Origin of the sequence: Eubacterium sp. AF34-35BH, from assembly GCF_003477765.1 — a bacterium.
In the GTDB taxonomy this organism is placed as follows: Bacteria; Bacillota; Clostridia; order Lachnospirales; family Lachnospiraceae; genus Eubacterium_G.
The window spans coordinates 211,902-231,356 of sequence record NZ_QUDZ01000002.1 but is presented as its reverse complement, the minus strand read 5'-3'; the positions used below and the strand labels follow the sequence as shown (position 1 = coordinate 231,356).

16 protein-coding genes are annotated in these 19,455 nt (G+C 33.9%); 13 read left to right on the top strand and 3 right to left on the bottom strand.

The features are described 5' to 3' along the window. The first annotated feature begins 81 nt into the window (after positions 1-81). A complete protein-coding gene (locus DWZ69_RS03085; RefSeq protein ID WP_158573353.1) occupies positions 82-1,176 on the top strand; it encodes a glycoside hydrolase family 25 protein in 1,095 nt (364 codons plus the stop codon). A 33-nt stretch (positions 1,177-1,209) separates the two neighbouring features. Here DWZ69_RS03085 and DWZ69_RS03080 read toward each other — a convergent pair whose 3' ends face one another. Both DWZ69_RS03080 and DWZ69_RS03075 read right to left on the bottom strand, forming a co-directional pair. Then, positions 1,210-1,503 (bottom strand): helix-turn-helix transcriptional regulator, encoded by a 294-nt coding sequence (locus DWZ69_RS03080; protein WP_022165774.1) that lies wholly within the window; start codon positions 1,501-1,503, stop codon positions 1,210-1,212. A 10-nt stretch (positions 1,504-1,513) separates the two neighbouring features. Continuing rightward, on the bottom strand, positions 1,514-2,317 hold the full coding sequence (locus DWZ69_RS03075) for a zinc dependent phospholipase C family protein (protein WP_117998617.1): 804 nt from the start codon (positions 2,315-2,317) through the stop codon (positions 1,514-1,516). Between the two features lie 269 nt (positions 2,318-2,586). Between DWZ69_RS03075 and DWZ69_RS03070 the strand changes: the two genes are divergently transcribed. The 4 genes from DWZ69_RS03070 to DWZ69_RS03055 all read left to right on the top strand — a co-directional run bounded on the left by DWZ69_RS03070 (position 2,587) and on the right by DWZ69_RS03055 (position 9,564). Further along, positions 2,587-3,894 carry a putative DNA modification/repair radical SAM protein gene (locus DWZ69_RS03070; protein WP_347497449.1) on the top strand — a complete coding sequence of 436 codons (1,308 nt, stop codon included), beginning with the start codon at positions 2,587-2,589 and terminating at the stop codon, positions 3,892-3,894. Next, entirely contained in the window at positions 3,894-4,664 is a 771-nt protein-coding gene (locus DWZ69_RS03065; RefSeq protein ID WP_118436107.1) for a TIGR03915 family putative DNA repair protein, read from the top strand. The genes DWZ69_RS03070 and DWZ69_RS03065 overlap by 1 nt, the downstream gene beginning before the upstream one ends. A 138-nt stretch (positions 4,665-4,802) precedes the next feature. Beyond that, positions 4,803-8,558 (top strand): phosphoribosylformylglycinamidine synthase, encoded by a 3,756-nt coding sequence (locus tag DWZ69_RS03060; protein ID WP_118436106.1) that lies wholly within the window; start codon positions 4,803-4,805, stop codon positions 8,556-8,558. A gap of 352 nt (positions 8,559-8,910) precedes the next feature. Further along, the gene (locus DWZ69_RS03055; RefSeq protein ID WP_158561029.1) at positions 8,911-9,564 is read left to right on the top strand and encodes a DUF308 domain-containing protein; all 654 of its coding nucleotides are present in this window, start codon (positions 8,911-8,913) and stop codon (positions 9,562-9,564) included. Between the two features lie 144 nt (positions 9,565-9,708). Here DWZ69_RS03055 and DWZ69_RS03050 read toward each other — a convergent pair whose 3' ends face one another. Then, complete coding sequence (locus tag DWZ69_RS03050) at positions 9,709-10,587, bottom strand: DegV family protein (RefSeq protein ID WP_118436104.1); 879 nt, start codon at positions 10,585-10,587, stop codon at positions 9,709-9,711. A 211-nt stretch (positions 10,588-10,798) separates the two neighbouring features. Between DWZ69_RS03050 and DWZ69_RS03045 the strand changes: the two genes are divergently transcribed. The 8 genes from DWZ69_RS03045 (at position 10,799) to DWZ69_RS03010 (ending at position 19,410) form a co-directional block, all read left to right on the top strand. Then, positions 10,799-12,625 carry a DUF2079 domain-containing protein gene (locus tag DWZ69_RS03045; RefSeq protein ID WP_118436102.1) on the top strand — a complete coding sequence of 609 codons (1,827 nt, stop codon included), beginning with the start codon at positions 10,799-10,801 and terminating at the stop codon, positions 12,623-12,625. A gap of 263 nt (positions 12,626-12,888) precedes the next feature. After that, complete coding sequence (locus tag DWZ69_RS03040; protein ID WP_118436100.1) at positions 12,889-14,166, top strand: dihydroorotase; 1,278 nt, start codon at positions 12,889-12,891, stop codon at positions 14,164-14,166. Positions 14,167-14,206: 40 nt separating this feature from the next. Then, the gene (pyrF, locus tag DWZ69_RS03035) at positions 14,207-15,124 is read left to right on the top strand and encodes an orotidine-5'-phosphate decarboxylase (RefSeq protein ID WP_117998610.1); all 918 of its coding nucleotides are present in this window, start codon (positions 14,207-14,209) and stop codon (positions 15,122-15,124) included. A 91-nt stretch (positions 15,125-15,215) separates the two neighbouring features. Beyond that, a complete protein-coding gene (locus tag DWZ69_RS03030; RefSeq protein ID WP_117998609.1) occupies positions 15,216-15,983 on the top strand; it encodes a dihydroorotate dehydrogenase electron transfer subunit in 768 nt (255 codons plus the stop codon). Next, positions 15,983-16,885: a dihydroorotate dehydrogenase gene (locus tag DWZ69_RS03025; RefSeq protein ID WP_117998608.1), complete on the top strand. Its 903-nt coding sequence runs from the start codon at positions 15,983-15,985 to the stop codon at positions 16,883-16,885. The genes DWZ69_RS03030 and DWZ69_RS03025 overlap by 1 nt, the downstream gene beginning before the upstream one ends. Positions 16,886-17,014: 129 nt before the next feature. Further along, positions 17,015-18,016, top strand: a complete 1,002-nt coding sequence (locus tag DWZ69_RS03020; protein WP_118436099.1) for a glycosyltransferase family 2 protein — start codon at positions 17,015-17,017, stop codon at positions 18,014-18,016. 237 nt (positions 18,017-18,253) lie between these two features. Further along, the gene (pyrE, locus tag DWZ69_RS03015; RefSeq protein ID WP_118436097.1) at positions 18,254-18,934 is read left to right on the top strand and encodes an orotate phosphoribosyltransferase; all 681 of its coding nucleotides are present in this window, start codon (positions 18,254-18,256) and stop codon (positions 18,932-18,934) included. Between the two features lie 20 nt (positions 18,935-18,954). Next, entirely contained in the window at positions 18,955-19,410 is a 456-nt protein-coding gene (locus tag DWZ69_RS03010; protein WP_118436095.1) for a VanZ family protein, read from the top strand. Positions 19,411-19,455: the final 45 nt, after the last annotated feature.

Below are 19,455 nucleotides of genomic sequence, written 5' to 3'. Positions count from 1 at the left end.
AAGCATGAGACTATGGACTCACATACTTGTATCATAGTTAGGTTGTACCATATGAATTATAAGATACAAAAGGAGATTACAATGAAAAGATTAGTAAGAATACTCACTGTAGTGGCATGCTTTATGGCCACTTTTACGTTTGTAATTAATGATGTTAGCGCTGCTACGAAGGCATGGTCCAAAAACTCTGACGGTAAGTTTGTAGATGGTAACGGCAAAGTAATGGAAGGTGCCACAATGAAGGGCATTGATGTTAGCAAATGGAATGGAAATATTAATTGGAAAAAAGTTGCTGCATCAGATGTTGATTATGCAATTATCAGATGTGGTTTTGGAGACAACTACACAAGTCAGGATGACAAATATTGGGAAACAAATGTAAAAGGATGCGAAGATAACAATATTCCTTATGGTGTATATATTTATTCTTATGCTCAAAGTGTTTCTCAGGCAAAAAGTGAAGCAAAGCATGTTCTTAGATTGGTTGAAAATCATAAACTGAATTTTCCTATTTATCTTGATGTGGAAGAAGATGACCAGGCAAAATTATCAAAAAGTAAATTAACTGATATTATTAATACATTTGTTAGGGAAATACATAATCAGGGATACGAGGTTGGAATTTATGCTAATCTTAACTGGTGGACTAACTATATTGATAAATCTGTAGCAAGCAACCAAACTTGGTTTAAATGGGTGGCACAGTACAACAACATAGGTACAACATACACAGGTGTTTATCAGATGTGGCAGTGTAGTGATAAAGGAACTGTAAGTGGTATAAGAGGAAAAGTTGATTTGAATTTCTGGTTTGATAAAGTTAGAACAACAACTTACAATGCAAGAAACGTAAAATTAAATGCAGCACCTGTCATAAAAGTTACAAAGGTAACCAGACCGGCTAAAGCGCCTATAGTATCAGTTACTGCCGGTAAGAAAAAAGCTAAATTAAAACTCCAGAAGGTTTCCGGGGCAAAAGGTTATCAGATACAATATTCAACAAAGAAAAACTTCCATGGTAAAAAGTCAAAATATATTAAATGGACAAGAACTACAATAAAAAGTTTAAAATCCAAGAAAAAATATTATTTTAGAGCCAGAGCCTATAAACTTAATGGAACTAAAAAAGTTTACTCAAAAAAATGGTGCAAGGTTAAAAGCGCCTACATAAAATAAAAAAACAGTAAATGAAAGAGTAGATAAGAAAATCTACTCTTTCATAACAGAAATTAAATCCTGCAACACTGTAATCTGGTGTATGGTAAGCCCTTGTGCATCGATTGTAATTGATGGTTCTTCATGGTGTAATCCAAGAAGATAGTCTGTACTACAATCATATAGTTGTGCAAGGGCTATTAAATTCTCCAAACTGGGAGTTCGCTCTCCTGTTTCATATCCAGAAACAATTGAAGGCGAAACATCTAAAAGTTCAGCCAATTGTTTTTGAGTATATTTATTTTCTGATCTAAGTAGTCGTAACTTTTCCGGTAAATCTTTAATCATTGGTGTCCTCCTAAAATGAAAAGTGGTTTCCATTAAAATCTCTGAGAAACTCAGTAGGTAAAATACTACCACTTAAAGTGGAAATGGTAAAGTCGTTAATTAAATTAACAGCATCATCTACTGAATTGTATAGAATATTACACAAAATCTCACTTTCTTTTCGGCATTGCATATTGACGTTAGGAAAAATCACATGTCCTTTTAACTGCTTATAATGAAAAGTTGCGTGCATGGATAGGTCCAAAAGGCTTCTTTTCAAACAATTAGGAGCAACAAATATTTTTTTGACCTTTTTCATCATATGAAGACTATGATAAATATCTTCAAGAGAAACATAATGATATAAAGAATCCATGGCAATAGCTACCTTATACGTTGCAGGGACTAATTTGTAAATAGGATAACTTTCAGGATTGAAGCTATCTTTGGTAATTAACAAATGCTCCAAGTCCCCTTCTATTTCCACATGTCCACAACCTGTTTCCTTCATAAACTTGTTTATATATGGGTGGCAGGCGTTATCCAAAGTAAAATGGCATATAAATCCTAACATATAACTATATTCAGGGCTGGTAATTCCAAGTTCTTTTATAATCTCTGCGGCATGTTCCATAAAAGGATACACATCGCTGTGATGCATTGTAACGCCAATCTTAGTAATATCTTTTCTGGTTAAATAGAAAAATAAAAAATCAGGTCCCTGTAATCCCATTCTAAATTCATTAGGATACTTTCTCACAGTTTCTTTTATTGTTGAAGGCAACTTTGGAATAACAAGTTTGCCAAATTTGTTATGTGCGTAAAGTGCTGGCATAATGAACACCTCCTATGTAAAAATATTTATAACTACAGTTTAACACATTTGAAATGTAAAAATACAAATAACTAAATATTATTTCGAATAACCATATTTTGACTGTTGCAATTAATTTTTAAAAGTGTTATCATAACGATAGAACAAATGTTCGAAAAAAAGTCAACTGCTAATTTTAAGATAATAGGAAACGTTAATTTTATCTGATCGCAACTATTAATTTTTAAGACGATTGAAACGAGGTGAGGAACATTAATATACAGCAGAATATGGATTTATCTGAAAAATTGAAGATTTTAACAGATGGGGCCAAGTATGATGTTGCATGTACCAGTAGTGGTGTTGACCGTTCCAATAAGGGAAAAGGAATGGGAGATGCTCATGCGTGTGGAATATGTCATACTTTTGCGTCAGATGGCCGTTGTGTATCGCTACTTAAGATACTTTATACAAATGAATGTATTTATGACTGCAAGTATTGTATTAACAGAAAGTCAAATGATGTTCCAAGAGCCAGTTTTACACCCAATGAAGTTTGTAAGCTTACCATGGAATTTTATAGACGCAATTATATTGAAGGATTATTTTTAAGTTCAGGAATTTTGAAAAGCCCGGATTTTACAATGGGGCTTGTATATGAAACTTTGTGGAAATTACGCAACGAACATCATTTCTTTGGATATATTCATGTAAAGGCAATACCGGGAGCCTCTCCTGAAATTATTGAGAAAATAGGATTTCTTGCAGATAGAATGAGTACTAATTTGGAGTTGCCTACAAAGGAGAGTCTTAAGGAATTAGCACCGAATAAGAGTCATAAGAATATGCTTATGTCTATGAAACAGATACAGATTGGCTCAGGAAACCTTATACCGTCTTCAGGTGATGGGTATAGTTTGATTACAAAAACAGGAAGAAAGAAGCAGTCAAAGTTCGTCCCAGCAGGACAAAGCACGCAGATGATTATAGGGGCAACACCGGAAACTGATTATCAGTTAATGTCAGTAACTGAATATATGTATAAACAGTTTAAGATGAAGAGAGTTTTTTACTCAGCTTTTGTAGATGTGAACCACAATATTGATGCACCGGCACTGGTTGGACCTAATCCGTTATTAAGGGAGCATAGATTATATCAGGCAGACTGGCTGCTTAGATTCTACGGATTTAATGTGAAGGAATTACTGAATGAAAATCATCCTAATTTTAATGTGGTACTAGATCCGAAATGTGATTGGGCAGTTAATCATTTGGAGTTGTTTCCTGTTGAAATAATGCGAGCAGATTATTATACATTATTGAGAGTACCGGGACTTGGAGTGAAGTCTGCAAGGCGCATTATGTCAGCAAGAAGATATGGTGTTATTGATTTTGATAGTTTGAAACGTATGGGAGTTGTACTGAAAAGAGCTGCATATTTTATTACATGCAATGGTAAAACAATGTTTCCACTGAGACTGGATAAAGATTTTATTGCAAGGTCTATAGCAGCAGATGACAGAAAGCAATTATTTTCAATTGAAGAAGATACAACGTACAGGCAGATGACGTTGTTGGATTTGGAGGCGAAAGCTTAATGAAGAATAAAAATGTAACATTGGTATGCGATGATACTTTTGATGGGATAATGACGGCAATTTATGACGGCTGGGTATTAATGAACAAAGGCTGCATAGTTAACATACATCCGGGAAAGGATTATTCGGCAACTTTTTTTTCAGAATTTATAACAATTGATACTGATTTAGACAAGTCTGTTAGAGTGGCAAAATCCATAAGAATAAAGATTTCCATTGAAGCATACATGATGGTTTACAGAGCCTGTATGCATTTTGATAATGACAAGGGCAATGAAATATTTGGATTTTTAAAATTAGGATATGCAGTCGGAGCCAGAGTGACGAAAATGCTAACGAATCCTCATGTGTTACGGGTTACTGAATTAAGTAGAAAGGCAGTTAATGAAGCACATTTGTTTAAGGGATTTGTAAGGTTTGATGAATTAAAGGGTGGGGTCCTTTACAGTAGAATACAACCAAAATGCGATGTGGTTCCGTTAATAATTAATCATTTTCAGGACAGATTTCCGGAAGAAGATTGGATAATATATGATTCAAAAAGAAAGAAAGCAGCAGTACACAAGCATGAAACAGATACGATTATTGTTGAAGGACAGGATGTGGAGGCATTGACCAAAGACTTACAGTATAACGATGAGTATAGAGAATTGTGGAAGATATTTTTTGATACTATTGGAATCGATGCAAGGAAGAATCCTAAATGTCAGCGAACACAACTTCCAATATGGTTTAGAGAAAATATGACCGAATTTGTAAAGGAAAAATAAGCAAAAGTATACCGAATAACCACAAAATCTTTACTTTATTCGTCACTCTTCACTTTTTTTCTTATTAATGATATACTAGCGGGTGTGGTTTAACACATTACAAAAGGAAAACAGAATAGAACTAATCAGGAGGAATCTATGAGTAAAGTTAAGCGTGTTTATGTGGAAAAAAAGAAACCTTATGCTGTAAAAGCAAAGGAATTAACAGAAGATATCAAGGGATATCTTGGGATTGACGGATTAAAAGAAGTAAGAGAATTAGTAAGATATGATGTAGAAAATCTTACAGAAGATACTTATAAGAAAGCTCTTACATGTGTATTTTCAGAACCACCGGTTGATGATGTTTATGAAGAAACATTTCCTTATGATGAAGCTGAATCAAAGATTTTCAGCGTAGAATTTTTACCGGGACAGTTTGATCAGAGAGCTGATTCTGCTGTACAGTGTGTTAAGTTTTTAAACGAGGATGAGAATCCTGAAATAAAGACTGCAACAACATACGTTTTAGTTGGAGATATTACAGAGGAACAGTTTGAACAGATTAAGTCATATTGTATCAACCCTGTAGATTCAAGAGAAACAGGATTAGAAAAACCTGAAACTTTGGTAACAGAATTTGAGGAACCGGCAGATGTTATTATTTTTGATGGTTTCAAGGACATGGATGATGCTCCACTTAAAGAACTTTACGATTCACTTGGATTAGCAATGACATTTAAGGATTTCAAACATATTCAGAATTATTTCAAATCTGAAGAAGACAGAGATCCATCAATGACAGAAATCAGAGTATTAGATACTTACTGGTCAGATCATTGTCGTCATACTACTTTTAATACAGAACTTACAGATGTTAAGTTCGATGATGGTTTTTATAATGAACCAATTGTCAAAACATATGAAGAATATCTTGAAACAAGAAAAGATGTTTTTGGAGAAAGAAAAGACAAATTTGTATGCCTTATGGATTTAGCCCTTATTGCAATGAGAAAGTTAAAGAAGGAAGGCAAGTTAGATGATCAGGAAAAATCAGATGAAATCAATGCATGTAGTATTGTAGTTCCTGTTGAAGTTGACGGAAATACAGAAGAATGGTTAGTAAACTTCAAAAACGAAACACATAACCATCCTACAGAAATTGAACCATTTGGTGGTGCTGCAACATGTTTAGGTGGTGCTATTAGAGATCCATTATCAGGACGTACATATGTATATCAGGCTATGCGTGTAACAGGTGCAGCAGATCCTACTAAGCCAATGAGCGAAACATTAAGTGGTAAGCTTCCACAGAAGAAACTTGTTCAGGGAGCTGCAAATGGATATAGTTCATATGGTAACCAGATTGGTCTTGCAACAGGTTTAGTAAAAGAAATTTATCATCCTGATTATGTTGCAAAGAGAATGGAAATTGGTGCAGTTATGGGAGCAGCTCCTAGACGTGCAGTACAGAGACTTACATCAGATCCAGGAGATATTATCGTACTTTTAGGTGGTAGAACAGGACGTGATGGATGTGGTGGAGCAACAGGTTCTTCAAAGATTCATACAGAAGAATCTATTGAAACATGTGGTGCTGAAGTACAGAAAGGTAACGCACCTACAGAACGTAAATTACAGAGATTATTTAGAAGAGAAGAAGTTAGTCACATTATCAAGAAGTGTAATGATTTCGGTGCCGGTGGTGTTTCAGTAGCTATTGGTGAGTTGGCTGACGGACTTCATATTAACTTAGATAAAGTTCCAAAGAAATATGCAGGTTTAGATGGAACAGAAATTGCCATTTCTGAATCACAGGAAAGAATGGCAGTAGTAGTTGATCCTTCTGATGTAGAAAAATTCTTAGAATATGCTAATGAAGAAAATTTAGAGGCTACAGTAGTAGCAGAAGTTACAGAGGATCCTAGATTAGTATTAGAATGGAGAGGAAAGGAAATTGTAAATCTTTCACGTGCATTCTTAGATACAAACGGTGCACATCAGGAAACAACAGTTGAAGTAGATATGCCTGAAAAGGATGCAAACTTCTTCAAGAAACCTGAAGTAGCAGACGTAAAAGAAAAATGGTTAGAAACACTTGCTGACTTAAATGAATGTTCACAGAAGGGATTAGTTGAAAAATTCGACGGTTCAATCGGTGCAGGTTCAGTATTTATGCCACATGGTGGAAAATACCAGAAGACAGAAACACAGGCAATGGTTGCAAAACTTCCAGTGCTTAAAGGAAAATGCGATACAGTAACAATGATGAGTTATGGATTTGATCCATATTTATCAAGTTGGAGTCCATATCATGGAGCAATGTATGCAGTAGTAGATTCAATTGCAAAGATTGTTGCAAATGGTGGTGACTACAAGAAGATTCGTATGACATATCAGGAATACTTTAGAAGAATGACAGAAGATCCACGTCGTTGGAGTCAGCCATTTGCATCACTTCTTGGTTCATTTGATGCACAGATGGGATTTGGTCTTCCATCAATTGGTGGTAAAGATAGTATGTCAGGAACATTTAATGATATAGATGTACCACCAACATTAGTTTCATTTGCAGTTGATGTAGCTAAAGAAAAAGATATTATCACTCCTGAATTTAAGAAGGCAGGAAATAAGATTGTTAAATTTGAAATCAGCAAGGATCAGTATGACAAGCCTGTATATGAAGAAATCATTAAGTTGTATGACCAGATTCATGAGATGATTCAGAATGGTGTGATTGTTTCAGCTTATGCCCTAGACGCTAAGGGTGTAATTCCGGCTGTAAGTAAGATGGCATTTGGTAACGGAATTGGTGTAAGCATCAGTGGAAATATTCCAGGTGCAGATTTATTTGCACCTGCATTCGGTGATATTGTTGCTGAAGTACCTGCAGATAAAATTGGTGATGTAACAGCAAGTTATGTATTATTAGGTGAAACAACAGATAAAGCTGAGTTTAAGTATGGCGAAGAAGTAATTCTAATGGATGAAGCACTTAAGGTTTGGGAGAAACCATTAGAAAAAGTATTCCCAACAAGAAGCCATAATGATAAGACAGTATTAGATACACCAATTTACGATAAGGGAAGTATCTATGTATGCAAGAACAGAGTTGCAAAACCAACAGTATTTATTCCTGTATTCCCAGGAACAAACTGTGAATATGATACAGCAAAAGCATTTGAAAATGCTGGCGCAAATGTTATTACAAAGGTATTCAAGAACCTTACACCGGAAGACATTAGAGATTCTGTTAAAATATTTGAAGATTCAATTAATCAGGCACAGATTATTATGTTCCCAGGTGGATTTAGTGCAGGTGATGAACCTGACGGCTCAGCTAAGTTCTTTGCAACAGCATTTAGAAATGCAAAGATTGAAGAAGCTGTACATAAATTATTAAATGAAAGAGACGGTTTAGCACTTGGTATTTGTAATGGTTTCCAGGCATTGATTAAGTTAGGATTAGTACCAAACGGAAAGATTACAGGACAGGATATTAATGCTCCAACATTAACATACAACACAATTAACCGTCATGTATCAAAGATGGTATACACAAAGGTTGTTTCAAACAAGTCACCTTGGTTACAGGAAGCTGAACTCGGTGGTGTATATGTAAATCCAGCATCACATGGTGAAGGACGTTTCGTAGCACCAAAAGAATGTATTGAACAGTTATTTGCAAATGGTCAGGTAGCAACACAATATGTAAATCAGCAGGGACAGCCAACAATGGACGAAGAATGGAACGTAAACGGTTCATATATGGCAATCGAAGGTATCACAAGCCCAGACGGAAGATGCTTCGGTAAGATGGCTCATATTGAACGTAAAGGAACATCCGTAGCAACAAACATCTACGGAGAACAAGACCTCAAAGTCTTTGAATCAGGCGTACACTACTTTGCGTAAGCAAAGCCATGTATAAACAAACAACGGGACGCTCGTCGAAAGCTTGCTTTCGAAAGAGAGTTCCGTTGTTTGTTTATATAGGGCACAGCCCGACAGCGAGATGGAACGAAGTGAAATCGAGCTGCATGGCTTTGCATTTGTAAGGGCAGCTAAAAGGCACAGCCCGACAGCGAGATGGAACGAAGTGAAATCGAGCTGCATGGCTTTGCCGAAAGCTTGCTTTCTGGTAAATGTCACAGAAGTTTCATTTTAATAAGATATAAATATATGTTAGAATATGTTTTATAAAAGCGTAGAAAATATGGTTATAAAACAAATAGTTATAACAACAGAAAAGAATAGGAGAAATGCTATGAATTATTTTAAAAATTTAAAATGGGAAATGATTTTATTTTCACTAATTAGTATTGTTCTTGGAGTTTTAATGTGGTTGTATCCAAAACAAATTGTTAAAACAGCATGTATAATTCTTGCAGTGATTTTGTTTATTATGGGTATAAGATATTTTATAGAATACAAAAGAACAAACTCTATCAGAAAATATTATCAATATGAACTTGTTGCATCAATAGCTTTAATAATTGGTGGAATAGTGGTTTTATGTTGTATGGATTGGATTTTATCAATTATCACATATGTTATCGCAATTATAATAATTATTAGTGGATTAATGAAGGTGGAGAACTCTTTAGACTTGAAAAGGATGAGATGCCATTGGATTCCGTTGATGATTTTTGCAATAATATGTATTATTTTAGGAATATCAGTTTTGATGATGCCTATGGATCATAATGATAATGGCACAACAACAGCGGGAGATTTCTTTATTCAGGTTTCAGGAATCATTTTGGCAGTAACAGGATTGATTGATTTAATTACAACCTTAACAGTTTCAGGAAAAATTAAAAGATGGACAATCAGCCAGATTGCAAACATCGTAGACGATGAAATTGTTGAGGAGGAAATTGTAGAGGATAATGATGACGATGATGAAATAGTACAATAGAATACGATTAATATTAGATTAAGACATACAATGAAAAAGGACAGAGTCGTTAAAATAAGACTCTGTCCTTTTTGTAAAAATCAAATTTAATATTATATTAATATGTACAGTGTTAAAAAAGATGATGATATAAAAATACATTTTTTAAACTGTCTCATATTTTTTTACAACTCCAAGACCGATTGGGTGAGGACCTGTATGTACACCTGAAACAATGCCGATTGCCACGTTAGTTTCGCTTTGAAGTTTTACATTAAGTGTTTCTTCTAACTGGTTCATAAAACTTACACCTTCAGAAGCATCATAGCCATATCCAACTGAGATAACAAAGTTATCTTTTCCGTTTTCTGTTAAATATTTATCGGCAACTTCCAATACTTTTTTCTTTAATTTGTTTCTGTTACGACCTATGCCACCAAGACCAATATCCCCGTCTTTCATAATTATAACTGGTTTCACATCAATCTTGCTGGCTGCTGCTGCAACTTTGCCGATTCGACCGCCCATTTGTAAATAATCAAGTGAACCGACTGTAAAGAAAATACGTGCAGATGCAATGACTTTTTCAATTTTTTCTAATGCTGTCTCCAAAGGCAAGTTGTTCTTTTTCATTTTTACCATTTGATCAACAATAAGGCCTTGAGTAACAGTATTTTGCTTCGAGTCAATAATATGAATTTCAGCATTTGGATATTCCTCGAGAATAAGTTCTTTTGCATTTCTTGCAGAATTGTATGAACCACTAAATATTAAAGAAATAGTAAAGCATACAATAGGAATATCTTCTTTTACATATTTTTCAAAAGTTTTGTAATAAAGGTCCACGCTTGGTAGAGATGTCTTAGGATAAGTCTTTGGGTTGTCTACCATTTTTTGATAGCATTCATTTCGAGTAATATCAACTCCATCTAAAAAATACTGTTCTCCATCAAATGAAACTGACAAAGGTACAATATCAATATCGTTTTCGTTTATATAAGCCTGAGATAAATCACAGGCACTATCGCTAACTATTTTAAACATAGATTCCAATAACTCCTTCATGTAGTATTCAATACTATATAATATACCACTTAGAAAAGATAATTCAATACATTTAAATCAAATAAAGAAAGTTTAACAGTTATTTAACAAATTTTATTGAAAAGATGGCAAAAAATAAAATTAGCTACATTATTTTTTTATAAATGATTTTATGATACAATTATAGGCAATAATAATCGGAGGGGTTTATATGGATAAATTAAAAACTTTACTAAAAAATGAAAAAGAGATAATAGAAGGATTTTTTATTAGCATTTTGACTGCATGGGGATTAACATCTATATTTCGAGGAACATATGGAAGCATAAGTAGTTTGGATGGAGTTTCAAAAGTAAATTTCCCAATGCTAATAGTAGTGATTGGCTTATTAACAATTATTGTAGGAATTGTATATTACAAAGAAAAATTTATTGCAAAAATATTAATGTTTTTTAGTGTTTACATATATGCAATATTGTGTGCAATTTCCGGTTATAAGGTAACATGGGAGACTGCAAATAAAAATGAAATCGGTAATGTGTGCTTTTTGTGCATGTTATGTTTTATTACAGTATTAGCTTTCTTATATATAAAAGATGAAGTGATACAGATGTTTGGATATATGAAGTTAAATAGAAAAATATCTAACATATTATTTGCAATAATAGGAATTTCTTTATTTATATTTATATCGATGATTACAATTTTAAGATATAAATCATATAGTAATTCAACTTATGATTTTGGGATTTTTGCTCAGATGTATGAGTACATGAAGCAGACAGGAAAAATGACAACAACAGTTGAAAGAAATACATTATTGTCACATTTTGGAGTACATTTCTCACCTATATTTTATATAGGTCTACCAATATACATGATTTTTCCAAGTGCAATAACTGTTCAGGTTATACAGGCGATTATGGTGGCATTACCGATTATTCCAATAGTGTTATTATGCAGACACTATAAGTTGTCTAATTGGATTACGGTTGCAGTTACATTAATTTATGCTTTGTATCCGGCTACGGCAGGTGGAACATTTTACGACATACATGAAAATTGCTTTTTAACATTTTTCTTATTGCTGACAATTTATTTTGTTGAGAAAAAGAAAGACATACCGGCAATTATCTGCATGCTATTAGTATTTTTGGTAAAAGAAGATGCAGCAGCATATATAATGATTGTGGGTGCATATTTCTTATTTTCAAGAAGGGATAAGAAACGTGGAATTATAATGATAATTTTGTCAGCTATTTATTTTGTGGTAGCATTATCAGTAGTAAACAGTTATGGACTAGGAGTTCTAGACGACAGATTTGCAAATTTATATGCAGATCCAAATGGCGGCTTAGGACAGGTTTTCAAAACAATAATTACAAATCCGGCATACGTAATTGCCCAGATGATTTCAAATACTGACGCAACAGGTATGGACAAAATACAGTATTTACTTTTGATGATTGTTCCGATGGCGACAATGTTGTTTGCAACAGGAAAGAAATACTCAAGATATATTTTAATGGCACCATTTTTGGTGTTTAATGTTTTTACAACATATTTATATTTACATGATGTTGGTTTTCAGTATAACTTTGGTGTGATTGCGTTATTTATGTATTTGGCAATTATGAACATTTCCGAAATGGATTATAAAAAAGCAAGAACTGTAGCTGGCATTTCTGTGATTTGTACAAGCATTATGTTTTTTGGAACAACATATCCAAGGATTAATTATTACGGTGAAAAATATAGTACAGATAAAGCTAAAATAGAAAAAATTAATAAAGGTATTGAGATGGTTCCGAGAACGGCATCTGTTGCAGTTTCAGGATTCTTTATGCCACATTTATCAAGAAATCTTGATGTGTATGATCAGACTCATTTAGAGGAAGTTAAAGAAATGGAATATCTTGTTGTTGACGAAAGAGGACAGGAAGAAAAGGAAAAGTTTGACGAAGTTCTGGCAACAGGAAAATATGAACTTATATATCATGAAGATAACCTGATAAGTGTATATCACAAAAAGCAATAATAGATGGATATAAAAATATAAAGACAAAAAAGCAAAGACAAGAATAGAAAAATAAGAATACAAAGATAAGAATATGTGGAAGTGGGCATACGAATACTATTTTAAAAATTAGAATCAAAATCTAATGATTTACAATGATTTGAAATAAGTACGCTAGGCACTTCACGTATTCTTATTTTTTTGGTATACTTTAATTTGTGTAACTAGGCAAAAATAAAGTAACTTACAAGTTATGATTTTTATTTGAAAGCAGAGGTGTATACTTGACAATTTTAATTAAAAACGGAAGAGTTTTAAATCCTTCAGAAAACATGGACAAAGTAATGGATGTTTTAATTGAAGATGGTTTAATTAAGAAGAAAGCAGAAAACATTCAGTGTGATGCAGACAAAGAAATTGATGCACAGGGATGTTACGTGATGCCGGGATTAATCGATTTACATGTACATTTTAGAGACCCGGGACTTACATACAAAGAAGACATTGAAACAGGAAGCAGGGCTGCTGCTAAAGGTGGCTTTACAACAGTATGCTGTATGCCAAATACAAAGCCTGTAATTGACAACGTGGAAACTGTTGAATATGTAATTAACAAAAGTAAGAAGGTAGGACTTACTAATGTTCTTCCTGTGGGTGCTGTCACAAAGAATATGGCAGGTGTGGAAGTTACAAACATTAGCAAGTTAAAAGATGCCGGAATTTGTGCAATTAGTGAAGATGGAAAATCAGTAATGAATTCAGGCGTTTATAGAAAGGCAATGAAAGAAGCCGCAAGACTTAACATACCGGTTATGGCTCACTGCGAAGATATTAATTTAGTTGAAGGCGGAGTTATTAATCTTGGTGACAAATCACAGGAATTAGGTGTTAAGGGAATAAGTAATGCAGTAGAAGATGTTATCGCGATGAGAGACATTATGCTTGCAAAAGAAACTAATGCAACCCTTCACTTATGCCACTGCTCAACAAAAGACAGCGTTGAGATGGTAAGAAGAGCAAAAGAAGAAGGCATAAAGGTTACAGCAGAAGTTTGTCCACATCATTTCTCAATGTGTTCAGATGATATTACAGGTAATGACAGCAATTTTAAAATGAATCCACCTCTTAGAGCAAGAGAAGACATGGAAGCATTAATTAAAGGTTTGTCAGATGACATAATGGATGTAATCTCAACAGACCATGCTCCACATAGTGCGGAAGAAAAAGCAAAAGATTTAGAACATGCACCTTTTGGAATTGTTGGACTTGAAACATCAGTTGCCTTAACAATTACAAACTTAGTTAAAAAGGGACATATTACACCATTACAAATGGCTGCAAAGATGAGCTATAATCCTGCAAAAGTTTTAGGCTCTAATAAGGGAACTTTAAATGAAAATGCAGTTGCAGATGTAGTAGTAATTAATCCTGACACAGAATACGAAATAGATGCAAACACATTTGCTTCAAAGGGAAAGAATACACCATTTAACGGCTACAAGGTAAACGGTCAGGTAGAATTTACAATACTTGGCGGAAAAATCGTTTACGAAAATAAATAAAATTTTACAATAATTATATACATCATAAAGGAGATATAAGATGATTAATAAGTTAGTTGACAAAATCAAAAAAACAAATGCACCAGTAGTAGTTGGACTTGATCCAATGTTAAGCTATGTACCTGAACACATTCAAAAGAAAGCTTTTGATGAATTTGGTGAAACATTAGAGGGTGCAGCAGAAGCAATTTGGCAGTACAACAAGGGAATTATCGATACAACTTATGATTTAATCCCAGCTGTAAAACCACAGATTGCAATGTATGAACAGTTTGGTGTGCCGGGACTTCAGGCATTTAAGAAAACAGTTGATTATGCTAAGGAAAAAGATTTAGTAGTAATTGGTGATGTTAAGCGTGGAGATATTGGTTCAACTTCAGCCGCTTATGCAGTTGGACATTTAGGAAAAGTTCAGGTGGGAAGCAAGAAGTATTCATTATTTGATGAAGATTTTGCAACAGTTAATCCATATCTTGGAACTGACGGCATCAAGCCTTTCGTTGATGTATGTAAAGAAGAAAACAAGGGATTATTTATCTTAGTAAAAACATCAAATCCTTCAAGTGGAGAATTCCAGGACAGATTAATTGACGGAAGACCACTTTACGAATGGGTTGGTGAACAGGTTGCAAAATGGGGTGAAGACCACATGGGTAACGACTATAGCTACATTGGAGCAGTAGTTGGAGCTACATATCCTGAAATGGGTAAGGTTCTTCGTAAGGTTATGCCAAAGAGCTACATCTTAGTGCCTGGTTACGGTGCACAGGGTGGTACTGCAGAAGGTCTTAAGCCATATTTTAACGAAGATGGTTTAGGAGCAATTGTAAACTCATCAAGAGGAATCATCTGCGCTTATAAGCAGGACAAGTATGCTAAGTTTGGCGCTGAAAATTACGCAGACGCATCAAGACAGGCAGTAATTGACATGATTGAAGACATTAACTCAATTTTTTAATGCAATAAAAAATTAAAAATAACCGTATAACAATTAACAGCTTAAACTAAACTGTTTTTGTTATGGGGAATTGGAAAGAATGGAGATAGGAATGAGAGAAAAGGAAACTGCAAGTGTAGTAAGCCAGGAATCTATTGGTACAGATATTTATAGCATGGTAATTAAAACAAAAGCTGCAAAAGAGGCAAGAGCCGGACAGTTTATTTCCATGTATTGTAACGACAAGACAAAATTACTTCCAAGACCAATTAGTATATGTGAGGTAAACAAGCAAGAGAGTACACTTCGTGTGGTTTATCGTGTTGTAGGTGGTGGGACAGAAGAGTTCTCAACTTATACAGCAGGAGATAAGATAGACATTATTGGACCATTAGGAAATGGATTTGTAAAAAGAGCAGGTAAGAAAGCTATTTTAATAGGTGGTGGAATCGGAATTCCACCAATGGTTGAATTAGCAAAGGAATTAAAAGATATTGCTGAAGTTCAAATAGTTGCCGGTTATAGAAATGAATTATTTTTAACTGAAGAATTAGAAAGCAATGGTACACTTTTTATAGCTACAGAAGATGGAAGCACAGGAACAAAAGGAACTGTTATTGATGCAATAAAAGAACAGAACGTTGAAGGGGCGGTTATTTACGCATGTGGACCAACACCTATGTTAAAGGCAATTAAAGAGTATGCTCTTGAAAAGAAAATCGAATGTCAGCTTTCATTAGAAGAAAGAATGGCATGTGGTATAGGTGCATGTTTGGCATGTGTTTGTAAATCAACAAACAAAGACCATCACACAAATGTTAATAACAAACGTATTTGTAAAGATGGGCCGGTATTTTTAGCAGAGGAGGTAGACTTATAATGAATACAAAAGTAAATATTGCAGGTGTAGAATTTAAGAATCCTGTTATGGTTGCCTCAGGAACTTTTGGTTCAGGTGCAGAATATGACGAGTTTGTTGACTTAAACAGACTTGGTGCCGTAGTAACAAAAGGTGTGGCAAATGTGCCATGGGAAGGAAATCCAACACCTAGAATTGCAGAAACTTATGGTGGAATGCTTAATGCAGTAGGACTTCAGAATCCAGGCTATGATTTGTTTGCAAAAAGAGATATTCCTTATTTAAAGAAATATGACACAAACATTATCGTAAATGTATGTGGAAGAACAACAGAAGATTATATAGACGTTGTAGAAAAGCTTGGTCATGAAGAGGTGGATATGTTAGAAATCAACATTTCCTGTCCAAACGTAAAACATGGTGGAATTGCTTTTGGCCAGGATCCAAAAGCTGTTGAAGCTATTACAAAGGAAGTAAAGAAAGTTGCTAAACAGCCTGTTATTATGAAACTTAGCCCAAATGTAACTGATATTACAGAAATGGCAAAAGCGGCAGAAGCCGGTGGAGCAGATGCACTATCTTTGATTAATACATTAACAGGTATGCAAATCGATGTTGAAAGACAGAAATTTGTTTTGGCTAACAAGACAGGTGGTTTATCAGGCCCGGCCATTAAGCCGGTTGCCGTAAGAATGGTATATCAGGTGGCAAATGCAGTTAAGGTTCCAATTATCGGTATGGGTGGAATTACAAATGCAAAAGACGCAATGGAATTTATTTTAGCAGGAGCTACAGCAGTATCTGTTGGAACAGCTAATTTTAATAATCCGCATACAACAATTGATGTAATTGAGGGAATTGAAGACTACATGAAACGCCATAATGTTGAAGACATTAACAGTCTTATTGGCTTAGTAAAATAATTGCAAAAGAAAAAAGAAAACAAAAACAAGAAAATAATAAGGAAAAATAATAAAGAAATAATAAAAAAATAAGAAAAAATTAAGAATTAAATTATACAATTAATCAAAAAGAAAATGGAAGGGCTTAAAATGGAAGAACTAAAAGAAAAAAATAAAATCGAAAAGAAAAATGAAATTAAAAAGAAAATAATATCTTTAATAATTCCATGCTATAACGAAGAAGAAGTACTTGGAATATTACATGAAGAATTGAAAAAAGTTACGGGCAAAATGCCACAATATAATTTTGAATTTTTGTTTGTAAATGATGGCTCAAAGGACAAAACTCTTGAAATATTAAAGATGATGGCTAAGGAAGATGACAGAGTTGTGTATTTATCATTTTCCAAAAACTTTGGAAAAGAAGCTGCAATGTATGCAGGTTTTTGCAATGCAGCAGGTGATTATGTTGCGGTTATGGATGCGGACATGCAGGACCCACCGGCACTTTTACCTGAAATGGTAACTTACCTTGAAAGCGGTGAATATGACAGTGTTGCAACAAGAAGAGTTACAAGACAGGGAGAACCAAAAATCCGTTCTTTTTTCGCCCGCAAATTTTACAAATTAATCAACAAAATTTCTGATGCTGACGTAGTGGACGGAGCAAGAGATTTTAGATTAATGAAAAGAGAAATGGTGGATGCCATTGTGGCAATGGGAGAACAGAACAGATTCTCAAAAGGAATTTTTGGTTGGATTGGCTTTAAGACAAAGTGGTTACCATTTGAAAATGTTGAGAGAGCAGCAGGAGAAACAAAGTGGAATTTTTGGAAATTATTTAAATATTCACTTGACGGAATTTTCAACTTCTCCAATGCACCACTACAAATTGCATCAGTTATAGGATTACTGTTTACATTTGTTTCTTTTATTGCAATTGTTTTAATTATAGTTAGAAAAGCAATATGGGGTGATCCCGTAGACGGTTGGCCATCACTTGCCTGCATAATTACTTTTATCGGTGGAATCCAACTTTTCTGTATGGGCATTATGGGACAGTATTTGTCAAAAACATACATGGAAGTTAAGAAAAGACCACATTTTATAATTGGTGAAACAAATGGAGAGGATATAAAGAAAATTAAATAATTACATATAATAAAGTAAAAAAAGAACTGTAAGACAAATAAGTTTTATGGTTCTTTTTTGTTTGTTAGAAAAAATACAATTTTTAACGCATTGTGAAACTTAGCTTTTCGTGGTAAGATAAAAAGGATATATTGGCTAATGCTAAATTGAGAAAATTATATCAAAATTAGCAGAAGATATCAGATAAGTTGAAATAAAAAGGTCAAAGAGCCTAAAGATAAAGGAGAAATTAATATAATGGAAGCATATAAGAAGGAATTTATAGAATTTATGGTAGAAAGTGATGTTTTAAAATTTGGAGAGTTTACACTTAAGAGTGGTAGAAAGTCTCCATTTTTCATGAATGCAGGAGCTTATGTAACAGGTTCACAGCTTCACAGATTAGGTCAGTATTATGCAAAGGCAATTCATGACAGATATGGTGATGACTTTGATGTGCTTTTCGGACCTGCATACAAGGGAATTCCACTTGCAGTTGTAACAGCAATTGCTTTTAATGAATTATATGGAAAAGAAATCCGTTATTGTTCAGACAGAAAAGAAGAAAAGGACCATGGTGCAGACAAAGGAAACTTCCTTGGTAGCAATTTAAAAGATGGTGACAGAGTAGTAATGATTGAAGATGTTACAACTTCAGGTAAGTCAATGGAAGAAACAGTTCCAAAGGTAAAAGGTGCAGCAGATGTGACAATTGTTGGTCTTATGGTTTCTCTTGACAGAATGGAAGTTGGTAAGGGCGGAGAGAAGTGCGCTCTTGACGAAGTAGAAGACCTTTATGGATTTGAAACAAATGCAATTGTTACAATGTCTGATGTTGTAGAGCATCTTTACAATAAGGAATGTAATGGAAAAGTTGTAATTGATGATGAAATAAAAGAAGCAATTGACAAATACTATGCACAGTATGGTGCAAAATAATCCATTAGGAGAATAAAAAAGTGACAAAGGCAACTAGAAAAGTTCGCATTTTTGGAAGAATATTTTTTGTGGCATACATGATATTGGCGCTTTATTTTATGTTTTTTTCTGAAACGCTAGACAGAACCATGGTTAGTGATCAGTACCGATATAATCTCACATTATTTAAAGAGATTACACGTTTTTGGAATATGCGTCATACTTATGGATGGAATATAACAATAATTAATCTTTTAGGAAATGTTGTATGTTTTATGCCATTTGGATTTTTACTTCCAATGGTATCAAAAAGAAGTGTATTTAAAAATTTTTTAAGTGTTACATTTTTAGCAATGCTTTTTAGTATAGGAATAGAAACAGCACAGTTAGTTACAAAAGTAGGAGCATTTGATGTTGATGATATATTTCTTAATACTATAGGAGGTTTATTAGGATATATCTTCTTGAAATTTACTAAATTAAGGAAACATATATAAGCTTGTTTTTACTTAGATAAAAGCCGGCTTATAAGAAGTAAAGAT